Origin of the sequence: Streptomyces sp. NPDC015032 (genome assembly GCF_043080425.1) — a bacterium.
In the GTDB taxonomy this organism is placed as follows: Bacteria; Actinomycetota; Actinomycetes; order Streptomycetales; family Streptomycetaceae; genus Streptomyces.
Genome location: NZ_JBIBVN010000001.1, coordinates 1 through 17,874, shown reverse-complemented (window position 1 = coordinate 17,874; position 17,874 = coordinate 1). Strand labels below are relative to the sequence as shown.

Annotated in this window: 14 protein-coding genes, 3 tRNA genes and 1 pseudogene; 12 read left to right on the top strand and 6 right to left on the bottom strand. The window is 69.2% G+C overall.

Translation table 11 applies throughout. The features are described from left to right. Positions 1-103: 103 nt before the first annotated feature. From ACF08M_RS00090 to ACF08M_RS00080, 3 genes are all read left to right on the top strand, one after another. Positions 104-1,363, top strand: a complete 1,260-nt coding sequence (locus ACF08M_RS00090) for an NAD(P)/FAD-dependent oxidoreductase (RefSeq protein ID WP_392182959.1) — start codon at positions 104-106, stop codon at positions 1,361-1,363. A 106-nt stretch (positions 1,364-1,469) separates the two neighbouring features. Then, the gene (gene dnaG, locus ACF08M_RS00085; RefSeq protein WP_392182958.1) at positions 1,470-3,377 is read left to right on the top strand and encodes a DNA primase; all 1,908 of its coding nucleotides are present in this window, start codon (positions 1,470-1,472) and stop codon (positions 3,375-3,377) included. 268 nt (positions 3,378-3,645) lie between these two features. After that, positions 3,646-4,740, top strand: a complete 1,095-nt coding sequence (locus ACF08M_RS00080; RefSeq protein WP_392182957.1) for an RNA polymerase sigma factor — start codon at positions 3,646-3,648, stop codon at positions 4,738-4,740. Between the two features lie 95 nt (positions 4,741-4,835). Here ACF08M_RS00080 and ACF08M_RS00075 read toward each other — a convergent pair whose 3' ends face one another. The 4 genes from ACF08M_RS00075 to ACF08M_RS00060 form a co-directional block, all read right to left on the bottom strand. Continuing rightward, the gene (locus ACF08M_RS00075; RefSeq protein WP_392182956.1) at positions 4,836-6,767 is read right to left on the bottom strand and encodes an ABC transporter ATP-binding protein; all 1,932 of its coding nucleotides are present in this window, start codon (positions 6,765-6,767) and stop codon (positions 4,836-4,838) included. Beyond that, complete coding sequence (locus ACF08M_RS00070; protein WP_392182955.1) at positions 6,767-8,500, bottom strand: ABC transporter ATP-binding protein; 1,734 nt, start codon at positions 8,498-8,500, stop codon at positions 6,767-6,769. Before ACF08M_RS00070 ends, ACF08M_RS00075 begins: the two co-directional genes overlap by 1 nt. Before the next feature lie 169 nt (positions 8,501-8,669). Beyond that, on the bottom strand, positions 8,670-10,115 hold the full coding sequence (locus ACF08M_RS00065) for an FGGY family carbohydrate kinase (RefSeq protein ID WP_392182954.1): 1,446 nt from the start codon (positions 10,113-10,115) through the stop codon (positions 8,670-8,672). A 59-nt stretch (positions 10,116-10,174) separates the two neighbouring features. After that, positions 10,175-10,483, bottom strand: coding sequence for a YtxH domain-containing protein (locus ACF08M_RS00060; RefSeq protein ID WP_392182953.1), 309 nt, complete (start codon positions 10,481-10,483; stop codon positions 10,175-10,177). Positions 10,484-10,666: 183 nt separating this feature from the next. Between ACF08M_RS00060 and ACF08M_RS00055 the strand changes: the two genes are divergently transcribed. From ACF08M_RS00055 to ACF08M_RS00040, 4 genes are all read left to right on the top strand, one after another. Continuing rightward, positions 10,667-10,739 (top strand) — tRNA-Asn (locus ACF08M_RS00055). A gap of 5 nt (positions 10,740-10,744) precedes the next feature. Beyond that, positions 10,745-10,817, top strand: a tRNA-Asn gene (locus ACF08M_RS00050). A gap of 245 nt (positions 10,818-11,062) precedes the next feature. Then, positions 11,063-11,136: transfer RNA gene (locus ACF08M_RS00045), tRNA-Ile, on the top strand. Positions 11,137-11,240: 104 nt separating this feature from the next. Then, entirely contained in the window at positions 11,241-12,476 is a 1,236-nt protein-coding gene (locus ACF08M_RS00040; RefSeq protein ID WP_392182952.1) for a tyrosine-type recombinase/integrase, read from the top strand. Positions 12,477-12,670: 194 nt separating this feature from the next. Here the strand turns inward: ACF08M_RS00040 and ACF08M_RS00035 are convergent, their stop codons facing one another. Beyond that, the gene (locus ACF08M_RS00035; RefSeq protein WP_392182951.1) at positions 12,671-12,832 is read right to left on the bottom strand and encodes a hypothetical protein; all 162 of its coding nucleotides are present in this window, start codon (positions 12,830-12,832) and stop codon (positions 12,671-12,673) included. Positions 12,833-13,241: 409 nt separating this feature from the next. Here ACF08M_RS00035 and ACF08M_RS00030 point away from each other — a divergent pair, with 409 nt between their 5' ends. Further along, a complete protein-coding gene (locus ACF08M_RS00030; RefSeq protein ID WP_392182950.1) occupies positions 13,242-13,376 on the top strand; it encodes a hypothetical protein in 135 nt (44 codons plus the stop codon). A gap of 160 nt (positions 13,377-13,536) precedes the next feature. On the opposite strand, the gene ACF08M_RS00025 is transcribed toward ACF08M_RS00030, so the two are convergent. Beyond that, the gene (locus ACF08M_RS00025; protein WP_392182949.1) at positions 13,537-13,977 is read right to left on the bottom strand and encodes a hypothetical protein; all 441 of its coding nucleotides are present in this window, start codon (positions 13,975-13,977) and stop codon (positions 13,537-13,539) included. 538 nt (positions 13,978-14,515) lie between these two features. Here ACF08M_RS00025 and ACF08M_RS00020 point away from each other — a divergent pair. The 4 genes and pseudogenes from ACF08M_RS00020 to ACF08M_RS00005 form a co-directional block, all read left to right on the top strand. Beyond that, on the top strand, positions 14,516-15,256 hold the full coding sequence (locus tag ACF08M_RS00020) for a DUF2786 domain-containing protein (protein WP_392182948.1): 741 nt from the start codon (positions 14,516-14,518) through the stop codon (positions 15,254-15,256). Between the two features lie 68 nt (positions 15,257-15,324). Next, positions 15,325-15,795 (top strand): DUF6197 family protein, encoded by a 471-nt coding sequence (locus tag ACF08M_RS00015; protein WP_392182947.1) that lies wholly within the window; start codon positions 15,325-15,327, stop codon positions 15,793-15,795. Positions 15,796-15,885: 90 nt separating this feature from the next. Beyond that, positions 15,886-17,658: a ParB N-terminal domain-containing protein gene (locus tag ACF08M_RS00010; protein WP_392182946.1), complete on the top strand. Its 1,773-nt coding sequence runs from the start codon at positions 15,886-15,888 to the stop codon at positions 17,656-17,658. A gap of 12 nt (positions 17,659-17,670) precedes the next feature. Further along, positions 17,671-17,874 (top strand): annotated as a pseudogene (locus tag ACF08M_RS00005) (hypothetical protein); the annotation flags it as partial.

Below are 17,874 nucleotides of genomic sequence, written 5' to 3'. Positions count from 1 at the left end.
CCACGGGGCGTGACCTGATCGGGGTACACCCCCTTTCGCCTTCACGCTGCGTGCGGGACGCTCGCAGTCGGGCCCCGCGCAGCAAGCACAGAGGAGACATCAAGTGGTCGACGCACATCGGACGTTCGTCATCGTCGGCGGAGGGCTGGCAGGAGCGAAGGCAGCCGAGACACTCCGGGCGGAAGGTTTCAGCGGCCGGGTGATCCTGCTCGGCGATGAACGCGACCATCCGTACGAACGGCCCCCGCTCTCCAAGGGCTACCTGTCCGGCAAGGAGGAACGGGACAGCGTCTTCGTCCACGAGACCGCCTGGTACGCGGGCGCCGACATCGAGCTCCATCTGGGCCAGCCCGTCACCGGCCTCGACCGCCAGAACCGCTCCGTACAGCTCGGCGACGGCACCGTCGTCCACTACGACAGGCTGCTGCTCGCCACCGGGGCCGAGCCGCGCCGCCTCCCCATTCCGGGTACGGACCTGGCCGGCGTCCACCATCTGCGCCGCCTCGCCCATGCCGACCGGCTGCGCAACGTGCTGACCTCCCTCGGCCGCGACAACGGCCATCTGGTGATCGCCGGGGCCGGCTGGATCGGGCTGGAGGTCGCGGCGGCGGCGCGCGGGTACGGCGCCGAGGTCACCGTCGTCGAACCGGAGCCGACCCCGCTGCACCAGGCCGTCGGCCCCGAACTCGGCCAGATCTTCACCGATCTGCACAGCGACCACGGCGTCCGCTTCCACTTCGGCGTCCGCCTCACCGAGATCATCGGCCAGGACGGACTGGTCCTCGCGGTCCGCACCGACGACGGCGAGGAGCACCCCGCCCACGACGTGCTCGCCGCGATCGGCGCCGCCCCCCGCACCGGCCTCGCCGAAGCCGCCGGACTCGCCATGGCCGCGCGCAAGGACGGCGGCGGCATCGCGGTCGACGCCTCGCTGCGCACCTCCGACCCGCATATCTTCGCGGCCGGGGACGTCGCCAACATGGCCCATCCGCTGTTCGGCACCCGGCTGCGGGTGGAGCACTGGGCGAACGCGCTGAACAGCGGTCCGGCCGCGGCCCGCGCCATGCTCGGCCAGGAGGTCGGCTACGACCGGGTGCCGTACTTCTTCTCCGACCAGTACGACCTCGGTCTCGAATACTCGGGCTGGGCGCCGCCGGGCAGCTACGACCAGGTGGTCATCCGCGGCGACGCCCAGAAGCGCGAGTTCATCGCCTTCTGGCTGAAGGACCGCCGGGTGCTGGCCGGGATGAACGTCAACGTGTGGGACGTCACCGAAGCCGTCCAGGCACTGGTCCGGTCCGGCCGGCAGATCGACCCGGACGCGCTGGCGGACCCGTCGGTACCGCTGGCCTCCCTGAGCTGAACGGGAACCGGTCCGCACCGCGCCGAGCCGGTCCGTGCCCCGCCGGGTTCCACGGATCACATCGGCGCGCGGCACGGCTGTCGTACCCCACCCGTAGACTTCACCCGTGGCAGGCAGGATCAATGACGACGATGTGAAGGCGGTACGGGACGCGGTCCCGATCGACGCCGTCGTTTCCGAATATCTCCAGCTGCGCAACGCGGGCGGTGGCAACCTCAAGGGGCTCTGCCCGTTCCACGACGAGAAGTCCCCCTCCTTCCAGGTCAGCCCCAGCAAGGGTCTCTTCCACTGCTTCGGCTGCCAGGAGGGCGGCGACACGATCGCCTTCGTGATGAAGATCGACCATCTCTCGTTCTCCGAGACGGTCGAGCGGCTCGCCGCCAAGGCGGGCATCACCCTGCGGTACGAGGAGGGCGGGTACAACCCCTCCCATCAGCGCGGTGAGCGCATCCGGCTGGTCGAGGCGCACAAGGTGGCCGCCCAGTTCTACGTCGAGCAACTGGACGGCCCCGAGGCCGAGATCGGCCGGAAGTTCCTCGCCGAGCGCGGCTTCGACCAGGCGGCGGCTGCCCACTTCGGCGTCGGCTACAGCCCGGCGGGCTGGGACCACCTCACCCGCTATCTGCGCGGCAAGGGCTTCAGCGACAAGGAGCTGATCGCCTCCGGCCTCTCCCAGGACGGCAGGCGCGGCCCCATCGACCGCTTCCGCGGCCGGCTGATGTGGCCGATCCGGGACACCTCCGGCGAGGTCGTCGGCTTCGGCGCCCGCAAGCTGCGCGACGACGACAACGGACCCAAGTACCTCAACACCCCCGAGACCGCGATCTACAAGAAGTCCCAGGTGCTCTACGGCATCGACCTGGCGAAGAAGGACATCGCGAAGGCCAGCCGGGCCGTGGTCGTCGAGGGCTACACCGACGTCATGGCCTGCCATCTCGCCGGGGTCACCACCGCCATCGCCACCTGCGGCACGGCCTTCGGCGGCGACCACATCAAGATCCTGCGCCGCCTCCTGATGGACAACGGCAGCGCCCGGGTGATCTTCACCTTCGACGGTGACGCGGCCGGCCAGAAGGCCGCGCTGCGCGCCTTCGAGGACGACCAGAAGTTCGCCGCCGAGACGTACATCGCGATCGCCCCGGACAACATGGACCCGTGCGATCTGCGCCTGGTCAAGGGTGACGAGGCCGTTCGCGACCTGGTCGAACCCCGCACGCCGCTCTTCGAGTTCGCGCTCCGTCAGATCGTCGGCCGGTACGACCTGGAGACCCCGGCGGGCCGCGGCGCCGCGCTCGACGAGGCGGCGCCCGTCGTCGCCCGGATCAAGAACAGCTCCTCGCAGCACGAGGTCGCCGTCCAGCTGGCCGGCATGCTCGGCATCCTGGACACCCAGTTCGTGGTCAAGCGCGTCGGTCAGCTCGCCCGCTGGGCCCGTGAGCGGGGCGACCAGCGGGGCCCCGCACCGGCCCCGTCCCGCGGTGGCCCCCAGCACCAGCAGGTCCGGGCGCCCGCCGCCCCCTCGGGCCCCGCCCTCAATCTCCGCAGCCCCGCCCACCGCACGGAGCGCGAGCTGCTGAAGCTGGCCCTGCAGAAACCCGCCCTCGTCTCCCCGGCCTTCGACGCCTACGGGGCCGACGAGTTCACCGCCCCGCCGTACGCCGCGGTCCGGCAGTGCATCGAAGAGGCGGGCGGCGCCGAAACGGGCGTCCCGGAGACCCGTGACTATCTGGTCCAGGTCCTGGAAGCGGCCCCCGACGACACGGTGCGCAACCTGGTCACCGAGCTGGCGGTGGAGGTCTTCCACGGCAAGACCATCGACGAGACCTACGCGGGCATGCAGCTCGTCCAGGTCCGCCTGCGCGCCGTCGACCGCCGGATCGACGACGTCCAGGGCAGCCTCGCCCGTCTCGGCAGCAATGTGGCCCCGGACCACCTGGCGGCCGCGCAGAACGAGGTCTGGGTCCTCCAGCAGTACGCCCAGTCCCTGCGCAACAACGGCGCCGACGCGCTCTGACGCGCGTTCCGGCGCCGCGCCGCGCCGGCGCACCGGATCCGTCCGGTCGCCGCTCCTGCCGCGATCGCGGACCGGCCCGAAGAATCCGCCGTCTCCGTAACCGTCCGGTCACGGACCGGACTCAGAAAGTCCCCGCACGCCCCTCGTGGCAGCGATGCGTCTTCCCCCACACTGGGGGCGGTGCCTGAGTCATCGGAGCGCGGCCGGCCCACCGAACGGTGGTCCTCCATCCCCGCGGTCCGGCAGCGATCACCTGGAGGTCGCCCACGTGCAGACCCGGACCGTGACCGAAACCGAGCATGTCTCGGCCATCCCCGCGCAGAACCGGGCCGTGCGTCATCCGGAGACCGTGGTGGAGCCGCAGACACCGTCCGACCCGCCCGAGGCGCTCATGGAGGAGCCGCCGGAGCTGCCCGAACCCCCGGAGCCCAGGGGCCGCCCGGAGACCGCGGGACCGTCCTCCGACCTCTTCCGCCAGTACCTGCGGGAGATCGGTCGGATCCCGCTGCTCACCGCCGCCGACGAAGTGGAGCTCGCCCGTTGCGTCGAGGCCGGTCTCTTCGCCGAGGAGCGGCTCGCGAGCACCCCGGACCCGGACACCCGGCTGGCTGTCGACCTCGACCGGCTGGTGGTCATGGGGCGGATGGCGAAACGCCGTCTCATCGAGGCCAACCTCCGCCTCGTCGTCTCCGTCGCCAAACGCTATGTCGGCCGCGGGCTGACCATGCTCGATCTGGTCCAGGAGGGCAACCTCGGACTGATCAGGGCGGTCGAGAAGTTCGACTACGCCCGGGGCTACAAGTTCTCGACGTACGCGACCTGGTGGATCCGTCAGGCCATGTCCCGCGCCCTCGCCGACCAGGCGCGGACCATCCGGGTCCCGGTCCATGTCGTCGAGCTGATCAACCGGGTCGTACGCGTCCAGCGCCGGATGCTCCAGGAGCGCGGCTATGAGCCGACGCCCGACGAGGTCGCCGACCAGCTCGACCTCACCCCGGAGCGGGTCGGCGAAGTCCTGCGGCTCGCCCAGGAACCCGTCTCGCTCCATGCCCCGGTCGGCGAGGAGGACGACGTCGCCCTCGGCGACCTGATCGAGGACGGCGACGCCGCGTCCCCGGTCGAGTCCGCCGCGTTCCTGCTGCTGCGCGAGCACCTCGAAGCGGTGCTCTCCACGCTCAACGAGCGGGAGCGGAAGGTGGTCCAGCTGCGCTACGGGCTGGTCGACGGGCGGCCCCGGACACTTGAGGAGATCGGCAGGATCTTCGGCGTGACACGCGAACGCATCCGCCAGATCGAGTCCAAGACCCTCAACAAGCTGCGGGACCACGCCTTCGCCGACCAGCTCCGCGGCTACCTCGACTGACGGCGCTCGGGCCGGGCGAGACTTCACGGACACGCCCGAGGGCCCGCACCGCCGGGCGGCGGTGCGGGCCCTCGGGGGGCGAACGGGCGGTATTCCTAGTCGACTTCGGCGACCGCCTGGGCGAACTGCGCCGAATACAGCCGGGCATAGGCACCCTCGGCGGCCAACAGCTCCTCGTGCGTGCCCTGTTCGACGATCGAGCCGTTCTCCATCACCAGGATGACGTCGGCGTCCCTGATGGTGGAGAGCCGGTGCGCGATCACAAAGCTCGTACGGCCGTGCGCCAGACGCGCCATCGCCTTCTGGATCAGCACCTCCGTACGGGTGTCGACGGAACTCGTCGCCTCGTCGAGCACCAGGATCACCGGGTCGGACAGGAACGCCCGCGCGATGGTGATCAGCTGCTTCTCGCCCGCGCTGACACCGGAGCCCTCGTCGTCGATCACCGTGTCGTAGCCGTCCGGCAGCGTACGGATGAACCGGTCGGCGTGGGCCGCCTTCGCCGCCTCCTCGATCTCCTCGCGGGTGACCTCGCGCGAAGCGCCGTACGCGATGTTGTCCGCGATCGAACCGCCGAACAGCCAGGTGTCCTGGAGGACCATGCCGATGCCCTGCCGCAGCTCGTCGCGCGACATCTTCGTCACGTCGACCCCGTCCAGCGTGATGTGACCGCCCGTCACCTCGTAGAACCGCATCAGCAGATTGACGAGCGTGGTCTTGCCGGCGCCCGTCGGGCCGACGATCGCGACCGTGTGGCCGGGCTCGACGCTCAGCGACAGATCCTCGATGAGCGGCTTCTCCGGGTCGTAACGGAACGACACCTTCTCCAGCGAGACGCTGCCCCGCAGCTCCTCGGGGCGCTCGCGCTCGCCGGGGGCGGGGTCGGCGCCCTGCTCCTCGGCGTCCAGCAGCTCGAAGATCCGCTCGGCCGAGGCAACGCCCGACTGCACCAGGTTCGCCATCGAGGCGACCTGCGTCAGCGGCATCGAGAACTGCCGCGAGTACTGGATGAACGCCTGCACGTCACCGATGGACAGCGCCCCCGAAGCGACCCGCAGACCACCCACGACGGCGATCAGCACGTAGTTCAGGTTGGAGACGAACATCATCAGCGGCTGCATGATGCCGCTGTTGTACTGCGCCTTGAAACCGGCCTCGTACAACGCTTCGTTCTGCTCGGCGAAGTCCCTGGCGGACTCCTCCTGCCGGCCGAAGACCTTCACCAGGGTGTGCCCGGTGTACATCTCCTCGATGTGGGCGTTGAGCTTGCCCGTCACCTTCCACTGCTGCACGAACTGCGGCTGCGAGCGCTTGCCGACCTTCGCGGCCACGACCACCGAGAGCGGCACCGTCACCAGCGCGACCAGCGCCAGCAGCGGCGAGACCCAGAACATCATGATCAGCACGCCGATGATGGTGAGCAGGGAGTTGATGAGCTGGCCCATCGTCTGCTGCATCGTCTGCGAGATGTTGTCGATGTCGTTCGTCGCCCGGCTGAGCACCTCGCCGCGCTTGGCCCGGTCGAAGTACGACAGCGGCAGCCGCGACAGCTTCGTCTGGATGTCCTCGCGCAGCTGGAAAATGATCCGGTTGATGATCCGGATCGACAGCCGGGTGGTCACCAGCATCAGCAGACCGGCGCCGACATAGACCGCCAGCGCCAGCAGCAGTACATCGCCCACCGCACCGAAGTCGATGCCGTGACCGGGGACGAAGTCCACCCCGGAGAGCATGTCGGCCAGGCCGCTGTTGCTCTTGCGCAGGCCCTCGACGGCCTGCTCCTTCGTCGTGCCGTCGGGCATCTGCCGACCGATCACACCGGCGAAGACCAGGTCGGTCGCCCGGCCGAGGATCTTCGGCCCGATCACCGACAGGCCCACGCTCAGCACACAGGCAGCCAGCATCACGTACAGCGAGGTCTTCTCCGTCGCGAAGCGCTTCAGCAGCCGCTTCGAGGACCCCTTGAAGTCCATCGACCGGTCGGTCGGAGCCCCGCCCGCCATCATGCGTCCGCCACCCCCGGCCATTACGCGGCCTCCGCTTCCGTCAGCTGGGAGAGCACGATCTCCCGGTACGTTTCATTGCCGTCCATCAGCTCGTGATGGGTACCGGAGCCGACGACCCGGCCCTCGTCCAGCACCAGGATCCGGTCCGCGTCGCGGATGGTGGACACCCGCTGCGCCACGATCACCACGGTCGCCTCGGCCGTCTCCCGCGTCAACGCCCCGCGCAGCGCGGCGTCGGTGGCGTAGTCGAGCGCGGAGAACGAGTCGTCGAAGAGATAGATCTCCGGTCGCTGCACCAGCGTCCTGGCGATCGCCAGACGCTGCCGCTGCCCGCCCGAGACATTGGTGCCGCCCTGCGCGATCGGCGCGTCCAGGCCGTGCTCCAGGGCCGTGACGAACTCCTTGGCCTGCGCGACCTCCAGCGCGTGCCACAGCTCCTCGTCGGTCGCGTCCGGTTTTCCGTACCGCAGGTTCGTCGCGACCGTCCCGGAGAACAGATACGGCTTCTGCGGAACGAGGCTCACGGTCTTCGCCAGCAGCGCCGGCTCCAGCGTCCGTACATCCGTGCCGTCGACCAGCACCTGGCCGTCCGTCACATCGAACAGCCGCGGTACGAGACCGAGCAGAGTCGACTTCCCGCTGCCCGTCGACCCGATGATCGCGGTGGTCTCGCCGGGGCGGGCCACCAGATCCACCGACCGCAGCACCGGTTCCTCGGCGCCCGGGTAGCGGAAGTCCGCGCCGCGCACCTCCAGATGACCGTGGGCGCGCAGCTCGCGGACCGGCTTGAGCGGCGGGACCACGCTGGACTCGGTCTCCAGGACCTCCTGGATGCGCTCGGCACAGACCTCGGCGCGCGGCACCATCATGAACATGAAGGTGGCCATCATCACCGACATGACGATCTGCATCAGATAGGCGAGGAAGGCGGTCAGCGCGCCGATCTCCATGCCGCCGCTGTCGATGCGGTGGGCACCGAACCAGAGCACGGCGATCGACGAGACATTCACGACCGTCATCACGGTGGGGAACATCAGCGCCATCAGCCGGCCCGTGGACAGCGCCACATCCGTCAGCTCGGTGTTGGAGCTACGGAACCGTTCCTCCTCGTAACCGTCACGGACGAAGGCGCGGATGACCCGGTTGCCGGTGATCTGCTCGCGCAGCACCCGGTTCACCGTGTCGAGCCGCTCCTGCATCGTGCGGAACAGCGGACGCATCCGCTTCACGATCAGGCTCACCGCGATACCGAGCACCGGCACCACCGCGAGCAGCACCGCCGACAGCGGGACGTCCTGGCCGAGCGCCATGATGATGCCGCCGACGCACATGATCGGCGCCGAAACCATCAGGGTGAACGTCATCAGCACCAGCATCTGGACCTGCTGGACGTCATTGGTCGTACGGGTGATCAGCGAGGGTGCGCCGAAACGTCCGACCTCACGTGCCGAGAACGACTGCACCCGGTCGAAGATCGACGCCCGGATGTCACGGCCGAGCGCGGACGCGGTGCGGGCGCCGTAGTAGACGGCCCCCATGTTGCAGACCACCTGGCAGATGCTGACGGCGATCATGATGCCGCCGAACTCCAGGATGTAGCCCGTGTCTCCCTTGACGACACCGTTGTCGATGATGTCGGCGTTCAGGGTGGGCAGGTAGAGGCTGGCGCAGGTCTGCAGGAGCTGGAGAAGGACCAGCAGCAGGATGGGTTTCTTGTACGGGCCGAGACAGGCCCGCAGTAGTTTTATGAGCACGCGTGTCTCTCGGAGTCGGCAGAGGGCGGGAGTCGACCCATTTTCCGGTACTGCGGAAGGGGACCGCGAACGATTTTATTCAAGACCAGGTCAAAAAAAAGACCGAGTACACATGCGGAAGGCTGATTTCCGCCAGGTGTACCCGGCCGTGTCACGCGCTGCGGGCGGCTCAGGGCGCGGAGTCGAACGCCCCCGGGTGAATCTGGTCCCGCGTCGCCTTGTACTGCTGGCGGACCGCCTGCCCGACCGCCAGCTCCTCGCCCGGCTCCAGCACCTGCGCCGCGGCACCCTGCCAGGCCGGGGGAGTGAGCGGATCGGCCGTCCCCTGCGAGACCCCCAGCGCCCAGGCCGCCTGCCGGGCGGCGCCCAGTGCCGCGTACTCGGCGGGCTGTGGCACCACCACCTGCGTACCGAACACCGCGGGCGCGAGCCCCTGCACGGCGGGCAGCTCGGCCGCCGCCCCCAGCAGGAACACCCGTCGCACCTCGACACCGCGGCCCCGGAGCACGTCGAGCGCGTCGGCCAGCGAGCACAGCATCCCCTCGAACGCCGCCCGCGCCAGATGCTCCGGCTTCATCGACTCGCGCCGCAGCCCGCACAGCGTCCCCGCCGTGTGCGGCAGATGCGGGGTCCGCTCGCCCTCCAGATACGGCAGGAGTACGAGCCCGGAGGAGCCCGGCGTCGACTTCAGCGCCAGCGCGGACAGCTCCTCCAGCCCCTCCACGCCCAGCAATTCGGCGGTCCCGCGCAACGCGCGTACCGCGTTCGACGTGTACACCACCGGCAGATGCATCCCCGTCGCGTCCGCGTACGAGGTGATCGTCCCGCTCTGGTCGGGCAGCGCCTCGTCGTGCACCGCCATCACCGAACCCGAGGCGCCCAGCGACACCACCGCGTCGCCGGCCCCGACACCCAGCCCGAGCGCCGCCGCCATCGTCTCGCCGGTCCCCGCGGAGATCAGCAGTCCCTCGGGCGTCGTCCCGGCCGTGTCGGAGGGGCCGAGTACCTCGGGCAGTGCGACCTGGTGCCCCAGGGCGAGCTCCACCAGATCGGGCCGGTAGGAACCGCTGCCCGCCGACCAGTAACCGGTGCCGGACGCCGCACCCCGGTCGGTGGTCCGGCGTGCCGGCCGGCCCAGCAGCTGCCACACCAGCCAGTCGTGCGGCTGCAGTGCCGCGGCCACCCGCCGGGCCGCCTCCGGTTCGGTCCGCGCCAGCCAGCGCAGCTTCGACACCGGCTGCGCGGCCTGGGGCACCGTCCCGACCGCCTCGGCCCAGGGCTGCCGCCCGCCGAGCCCGTCGACCAGATCGGCCGCGGCGACCTGTGCCCGCTTGTCGTTGCCGGTCAGCGCCGGACGGACGAGATTGCCCTGATGATCCAGCGGCACCAGGCCGTGCTGCTGCGCGGAGACACCGATGGCCTGCACGCCTTCGAGCAGCCCGCCGCCGGCGGCCTCACCGAGCGAGAGCAGCCATGCCTGCGGGTCGACCTCGGTGGCCTTCGCCTCGACGGGGTGTGCGGCGTACCCCCGGCGCAGCACGGCGCCGGTGTCCGCATCGCAGACGACGATGTGCGTGAAGGCGGAAGAACTGTCCAAGCCGGCGACTATGCCCATGCCCAAGATTCTGCCGCACCGCCGGAGTGTTTCCGTACCGACGGCGCGGCAGCGGGCGGCTATGTGTTGGTGGTGCCCCAGTCGTCCTCGCCGTTCTGGCCGTACTGCCTGCGGTCCCGCAGCGAGCGCACCCGGTCGGCCACCGAGGCGGGCATCTTCGCGCCGACCTTCTCGCCGACCGTGTGGCAGGCCCTGCCGGCCAGATCGCGGCCGCTCTGCGCCGCGGACTCGGCGGTGTTGCGCACGGCGGGGTTCTCGGCGAACCGGCGTGCGGACTTCTTCATCTGCTCGTAGCGCTCGCGCCCGGCCCGCGTGCCGATCACGTATCCGAGGGCCAGTCCGGCGATGAACGTGAGCCGGTACCGCATGGCTGCCACCCTTCCTTGGCTGAGTGCGACGTGTGCTGCCCCGCCTACCCGCGGGCACCCGAGATCACCCCGGGCGATACCGATTGGCAAAGCACCCCCCTGCTTGCGCTAATGTATGTGTCGCAGCGAACGCGCGCCGCCCGGCAGTAGCCAGGTAGGTCGGGTCCGGTGCAAACGCAGCAATCCCCTGTAGCTCAATTGGCAGAGCAGCCGGCTGTTAACCGGCAGGTTACTGGTTCGAGTCCAGTCGGGGGAGCGCGATCCCCTGTAGCTCAATTGGCAGAGCATTCGGCTGTTAACCGGAGGGTTACTGGTTCGAGTCCAGTCGGGGGAGCGGATCGGAAGAGGACCCTGCGGGGTCCTTTTTCGTGTGCCCGTGACCGTCCGCCGCCGCGCGGGACGGCGTGGTGCGTGGGGGTTCGCTTAACTCTTTCGCGTCTACTTCGCCGCTGTCCGGAACCGATCGGGGCGCGGCGCGGTCCTCATGGTCATGCGTAGCCGACCATCCGGAGCGAGAGATCGTATGACCGGCTATGCTGCGGCAGACGGCGCGCACACTTGTACGCGCCACGCCGAAAAGGGGCGGTAGCTCAGCCGGTTAGAGCAGCGGACTCATAATCCGTCGGCCGTGGGTTCGAGTCCCACCCGCCCCACTACGGCAGAAACGTTGTGACCTGCGAGAACGCAGGTTTCACGCTAGCGCAGGCGCCGCGTTCGCCGCACGAACGCCGCACCGAAGCCTCGTACGCTTACTCCCATGGCTTACATCAAGACCAATTCCCGGCTGTCCGGAGACCCCTCGTACACCGTCATGTGGCGGGCCGGCGGCTCCCGAACGGGGGCCTGGTGTCGCGAGACCTTCGATGATGACGATCAGGCGAAGCGCTTCCGTGACCTGGTCAACGGTCACGGACAGCAATGGCCGCCGGGGTGGGTCAAGGGGGAGGGGTTCGTTGAGCCGGACGAGCCCTCGATGCCGAACGCAGAGAAGTTCTCCGTTTATGCGCACGCCTACGTGGGGCTACTGACGGACATATCTGACCACACCAGAACTAACTACACCAGGTTCATTGATAACCATATGATCCCGTGGTTCGGCGAGCTGTCAGTCTCCAACCGGGGGAGCAGGCTCACCCGAGAGCACGTCAGCCAGTGGATTCTGGACCTTCAGAACGGGAGGCCCGGCCCCCTGCACCCTGCGGGGACGAAGCGCCGGTCGTACGCCCCGAAGACGATCGCCAACCTTCATGGGTTGCTGTACAGCATCTTCCAGTCCGCTGTGAGCGCCGACCCCGCCCTGCGCGACTCGAACCCGTGCGCCCATACCCGCCTGCCCAAGGGAAACGACACCGAGGATGACGAGGTCTTCCTCGAACCCGAGGAGTACGCCCTCCTCAAGACGCATGTGCGTGCCGACGCTGTCGACATCGTCGATGCCTTGGTGAGCACTGGCCTCCGGTGGGGCGAGATGACGGCACTACAGCCCCGGGACTTCACCTTCGCGTCGAAGCGGCCGACGCTCCGAGTGCAGCGCGCCTGGAAGCGGCGAGGTGAAGGGGGGACTTTCCTCGGTGCCCCTAAGACGAAGAAGTCACGCCGCACCCTCGTGCTCACCCCGGAGCAGGTGCAGCTGTTCCAGCGGCGCTGCTTGGGGAAAAAGCCAACCGACCTGGTCTTCACCGCGCCAGAGGGCGGAGCCTGGCACTCCGGAGTCTTCTACGCACACCGCTGGAAGCCCGCCCTGGACGCAGCCAACGCAGTCGGCCTCACCAAACGTCCGCGTATCCACGACCTACGCCACACGCACGCTTCCTGGCTCATCGCCGGCAAGGTACCGCTGCCGGTGATACAGGCCCGCCTGGGCCACGAGTCGATCACAACGACCGTCGACCGGTACGGACACTTGCTGGAGGCCTCGGACGATGAGGTTGTGGCCGCTGTCGAGTGGGCGATGGGCGCTGCGATTTCACAGGACCTCGACAAGGTGGCTTGAAGGTTCTTCAGGATGACTGGAGGTCGGGTACCTGCTGTACTAACCGGCGTCCTGTCGATTGCTTGGTTAGCTGACGATTTGGGATGTGGGGTAGCAGGCTGTGCTCCATCCACTGGGGGCATCCGTCGACGTCCAGCCGTTGACAGTGTTGGGCTTTCCGCGCTCCGCCGGGTCGATGATGAACCCGTTCTCGATCAGACGATGTCCGAACGACGCGGGGGTGAAGCCCGAGTCCGCCGGCCCCAGATCACGGACGACGAGTTGCCGTACAGGGTCGGGTCCTCGACACGGACCTCCCGTTCCTCGGAGGCAAGCGGTGCCACGATCAGGTGCCAGCGCCCGTTCAGCACGTACATGAGGGCGCGGTGTGGTCCAACGGGTGTCACGTTTCCTCCAGGGGTGGATCGGTTGGTGGCGGTCGGTCGTCACCAGAGGCTGAGGGGACGGCCCGCCGCAATCGCCGCACGGATGCGCGCTGCGATCTCTGTTTTGGAGTCCCCGCCGTTCCGGCCGGCCCGGATCGCGGCGCCGATGGCGCGGGAGCGTCCGGCCGGGCCGCGAAGGTCTGCGAGAGGGCTACCCGGGTCTCTGCGGCGGGCCAGCCATTCGGCCCGGTTCTCCGCCGCTGTCCCCAGTCGCAGGTGCGTCGGCTGCTGGCAGGAGTGGTTGTCGCAGGTGTGGCAGACGGTCGGGCTGTCGGTACCCCAACCGAGTCGAGGGATGACACCGTGCGCGAGCTGGTACCCGTAGAGGTGGCCCGGCACCGTGCCGCGTCGGGTCCTGCCCGGCCGCGAGGCGGCCCTGAAGCTGGCGTGGCCGGTGCTGGAGATCCCGCCGAAGAAGAACCAGCAGTCCTCGGTTGACGAGGTTCGGTACACCTTTGCCCAGTACCTGGCTTGAACGGACTCGTTGGCGAGCCAGACCGACCACTCAACAGCCGGTATACGCACCGGCGTTGGTGCACCGATGAGGGCAAGCTGCTCGTCAACGTGAACGGGCCCGGACCTGCTCACCGCCGCGAGCGGGAAGAGTCCGGGCCCGACATCATTCTCAGGCGGCATCAGCCCGGCTGCCGTCCGCTGTGATGACCGGGGCTCGGGGTGCCCGAGGTCGAGGAAGCCGCGTCTGCCACATCCGCCCGAGCCTTACGGGTTCGGGCGGTGCGGGGCCGCTCGGCGCGGGCTCGCAGTGATTCGATGATCTCCTTCGCCCGAGCGGCGGTAACAGGCTTCGCCTCGCGTTCCAGCTCCTCCGCCGGGACGCCCAGCAGTTCCGAGACCAACTCGGCGTCGTTGTCGAACAGCCGCAGGACTACAGCAGCAGCCTCGCGCGCCGTGACGTCGGCCTCCTCCTTCGCCTTGGCCGCCTTCACCGCAGCCTCACGCGCGGTCAGCGCGTGCTCGGCGGCCATCTCCCGCGTCTTCGCCTTCACCGCTTCAGCAGCGCGAACCCGCCGCCGCAGCTCCGACGCGCTCACCGGTCCTGCCGAATTCGTGCTCACCCGTGCCCCCAGTTCTGTTCGAAAATACTGCTTGTCGCGCGCACCGTAGGCACAGGTCCGCGGACATCTCGAACCACGAGTTCGTTGGGTGCCGGCCAGAGCGAAAGGCAGCCTCCGGCGGGTCCTCCTCGGAGGGGGTGGGGGCTGGTTGGTCGGGTGCGGGAGCGTTGTGGTGCGGGTGAAGGCGGGGTTCCCTCCTCGGCCGGACACCCCAAGGGGCGTACCAGGAACCCGGACACGGCGTCCAGGCCGAGCCGCTACGCGGTCGCTACGCGAGCCAGGACACCGCGCCCGGAACCCTGGTACGGCGGAGCTGTCCGACCGAGGAGGGAACCCCGCCCAGGCTCGTTGTGGCCGGGCCCGGCCGGGCGGGTGCGGGCCGTGGGATGTGGGAAAAGGCCAGGTCAGGGCATGTATCCGGGTTGACCCAACCCCTAGAACATGGTTTAATTAGTGATGTCGGAAGGGGAGGGCAACCCCCGACCGGCACCGGTAGGCCGACCGGCCGCCGGCAACCTCTCTCACCAGGAGAACGAACGTGAGCACCACGAAGGCACCCGCGAAGCTCGAAACCATCCGCGCCCTGCTCGCCAAGGCGGAGGACCCCCGCACGCCGGAGTCGGAGGCGGAGTTGGCCCGGAAGCGGGCGTTCGAGATGATGGCGAAGTACGGCGTCGAACAGGCGATGCTCAACGACGCCAACCCGGCCAGCGACGCCCCGACGGACCGCAAAATTGTTCTGGATAACCCGTGGGCGATGGAGCGGGTCCGCCTCATCAACCGCATCGCGCTCGCCCTCGGCTGCGAGCTGATCCACCTTGGCCGGGACGGCAGCGGCCCGGCGCGCCGGGTGCACATCTTCGGGTACGCGAGCGACATTCAGCGTGTCGAACTGCTCTACACCTCTCTTTTGCTCCAGATGAACAGCGGCCTGGCCGCTCAGTCGGTTCCGCCGGGCCAGGGTGCGCGTGCCTGGCGTCGGTCTTGGCTCCTCGGCTTCATTAACCGGGTGGGCGACCGTATCGAGGAGGCCGAGCGCGGCGCACGCGAAGAGGCTAGGGGCGAGACCACCGCCACCGGCCGCAGCGCGGCCCTCGTGCTCGCGGACCGCAAGGCCGTCGTCTCGCGCAGCTACCAGCAGGCTTACCCCCGTGCACGGAAGGGCGGCACCACCACCATGACCGGCAACGGGTACGGAGCCGGATGGATGGCGGGCAGCCGTGCCGACATCGGCGGTAAGCGGATCGGCCGCACCACGGCCGGGTCCATAGCCGCGTAGCCCCATCGAGGCCGGGGGCGGCCGTCCGCCGCCCCCGGCCGCCGAGTCCGCGACCTACCCCAGGAGGCATGACCGTGCCCGCTCGAAAGCCGCCCGCCACCCCGGCCCGCATCCTCACCGCCGCCGCCGACCACATCGAACGCGTCGGCCTCTACCAGGGTGACCACCTCTGGCAGCCCTGCCGGATGGGCGACACGGCCCCGTGCACCGTGCTGCACGCGTGGGAGCGCGGCGTGCGCTCCGTCCGGCCCCGCTGGTCAGTGCGCGGTGAACCGTGGGACATCTTCCAACGCGCCCTGTTCGACTCCCTTGTGGTGCTCAGCAACCACATCAACGGCCGCCCCGTGTCCGGCGTCCGGTGGCGAAAGCTGCGGCTCACCGAGGACGCCTACCGGCGCACCCTCCTGTGGTGCTGGGGGGACGAGCCCGAGCGGACCACCGCCGAGGCTGCCGCGTTGATCCGCGCCACCGCCGCCCTGCACCTGAGTGACGGCGATCACAGCATCCCCGGTTGCCTCACCGTCGAAAACATGGTTTAATTAATGGTGCCGGAAGGGGGAGGGCAACCCCCCGACCTGCACCGGGCCGAACGGCCCGACGAACTCTCACCAGGAAGAGAAGGAACGATGATGAACACCAAGACCCAGGCCGGCGTCCAGGCTGCCCCCGCCCCGTGGCCGACCCTCACGGTCGCCGAACTCGCCGCGCACCCGGGCAACGTCCGCGACGTCGAGGCACCGGCCGATCTGCTGGCCGACGTGAAGGACAACGACGTCGTGGAGCCGTTGTATGTCGTCCGCACCCACGGCGACGTACCGCAGGTCATCGACGGGTTCCAGCGGCTGGCCGCCGCCGTCGCCGCAGGGCTGGAGACCGTGCCGGTCACGCCCCGTCCCGTCATCCGGATCGGCGCGCTCACCCCGCACCCGAAGAACGCCCGTGAAGATCTCGACCTCAACGCGCCGTTCGTGGACTCGCTCCGCACTGAGGGGTGCCGCATCCCCGTCAAGATCCAGCGGCTCGACGGCGGAGTCCTCCAGGTCAACGACGGAAACCGCCGCTACCACGCAGCGACGGACGCGGGTCTTACCCACCTGCCGTACGAGTGGGAGGACGACGACCGCGACGCGGCCGGGCAGTTCCTCGACATGATCACGACCGCTCAGCACCGTAAGAGCCTCACCACGTCCGAGATGAACCAGGCCATGTTCAGCGCCGCCGAGGCGGGCGCGCAGGTCGGCCGCATCGCCAAGGCCGCAGGCGTTCGACAGAAGGACGTCAAGACGCTGGTCAAGGTCAGGTCTGACGAGAAGCTGAGCGCCGCCGTCAGCGGCGCGGGCAGCTACGAGTGGACGTTCGAGCACCTGGCCGCGCTCTCGGAGTTCGCCGACGACGCCGAAGCACTCGCCGCGATCACCGAGGCCGCCGCCGAGGAGGACGCCGACGAGGGAGACGTTGACTGGGCCATCGCCATCGAGCGGACCAAGCGTGACAAGCGGATCAAGGCGGAGGCGCACCGCGCGGAGCTGGAGACGGCCGGGCAGAAGATCAGGGACGCCGAGGAGCTGTCCGAGCGAGCCATGCCCGTGTGGCGACTGCGCGGCATCAGTACCGAGGAGCACGCCGAGTGCAAGGGGCTTGTCTGGGTGTTCGATGAGCGGCGGGGGGACCGGTACGAGCCTTACTGCTCCGCCCCCGGCCTGTACGGGCACACGGTGCCGGAGGGTGCCAGCGCCAGCGGCGGCACGATGACCACCGCCGACAAGGAGGCCGAGCGCGCCGCACGCGCCGCCGTCAAGAAGGGGAACATCGACTGGGACGCGGCCGAGGCCCTGCGCCGGAAGTGGATCACGGACCTGATCAAGCGGCGCAACCTCCCGAAGAACATCACCAACACCCTGATCGGGCATGTCAATAATGCTCTGCTGAATGGCAGTTGGGGTATCTCCGACGACCTGAACAAGGAGGGCACCACGGAGATCCTGGCCGGATTCCTGGGGCTGAACGCCGAGCAGGCCAAGGGCCGGGGCAGCTTTGCCGGGCACGTCGCCAAGGACCAGCGCCGGGCCCCTCAGCTCCAGTTCGCCGCCATCGCCGCCGTCCGGGAGAAGTGCGCGAACCGGTCGGCATGGCGGACGGACAGCCAGCACGCCCCGTGGACGCGGAAGCCCACCGGCCGGTGGTTCCAGGTGCTCGCGTCCCTCGGGTACCCGCTCACGCCCATTGAGCAGTCGGTCGTGGACGAGGAGCCCTACGACCCTTCGAAGAAGAAGCCCCGCGCCGCGATCACGTCCGGCAGCGAGCCGGAGATCAAGCAGGAGCCCGGCACCGACGAGGAGGCGGGCGAGCCGGAGGCCGAGGAAGCCGACGACCCGGCCAGCGACGACGAAGCCGCCGCCTAATACTGCAACCGCATGTGGCGTGACGGGCCGTCGTCTTGGTCGTTGGGCTGGCTGTGTGATGAATCGCTGACGGTCGCGCAGATCGAGGACTGGTCGGATGGGATAGCTGGGCTTCATGCCCGGTTTGCGGGACGTTTTGGCCGGTCGGAGCCACGTGAGCGGGCGTTGGACTACCTGTCCACGTTGCTTGCGCCGCTGGAAAGGAAGAATGGGTGG

Excerpts from the sequence above, each read along its gene's own strand:
- ACF08M_RS00075 (WP_392182956.1), bottom strand. The coding sequence starts at position 6,767 with ATGGCCGGGGGTGGCGGACGCATGATGGCGGGCGGGGCTCCGACCGAC.
- ACF08M_RS00065 (WP_392182954.1), bottom strand. The coding sequence starts at position 10,115 with ATGGGCATAGTCGCCGGCTTGGACAGTTCTTCCGCCTTCACGCACATC.
- ACF08M_RS00060 (WP_392182953.1), bottom strand. The coding sequence starts at position 10,483 with ATGCGGTACCGGCTCACGTTCATCGCCGGACTGGCCCTCGGATACGTG.
- ACF08M_RS00040 (WP_392182952.1), top strand. The coding sequence starts at position 11,241 with ATGGCTTACATCAAGACCAATTCCCGGCTGTCCGGAGACCCCTCGTAC.
- ACF08M_RS00035 (WP_392182951.1), bottom strand. The coding sequence starts at position 12,832 with ATGTACGTGCTGAACGGGCGCTGGCACCTGATCGTGGCACCGCTTGCC.
- ACF08M_RS00015 (WP_392182947.1), top strand. The coding sequence starts at position 15,325 with ATGACCGTGCCCGCTCGAAAGCCGCCCGCCACCCCGGCCCGCATCCTC.
- ACF08M_RS00010 (WP_392182946.1), top strand. The coding sequence starts at position 15,886 with ATGAACACCAAGACCCAGGCCGGCGTCCAGGCTGCCCCCGCCCCGTGG.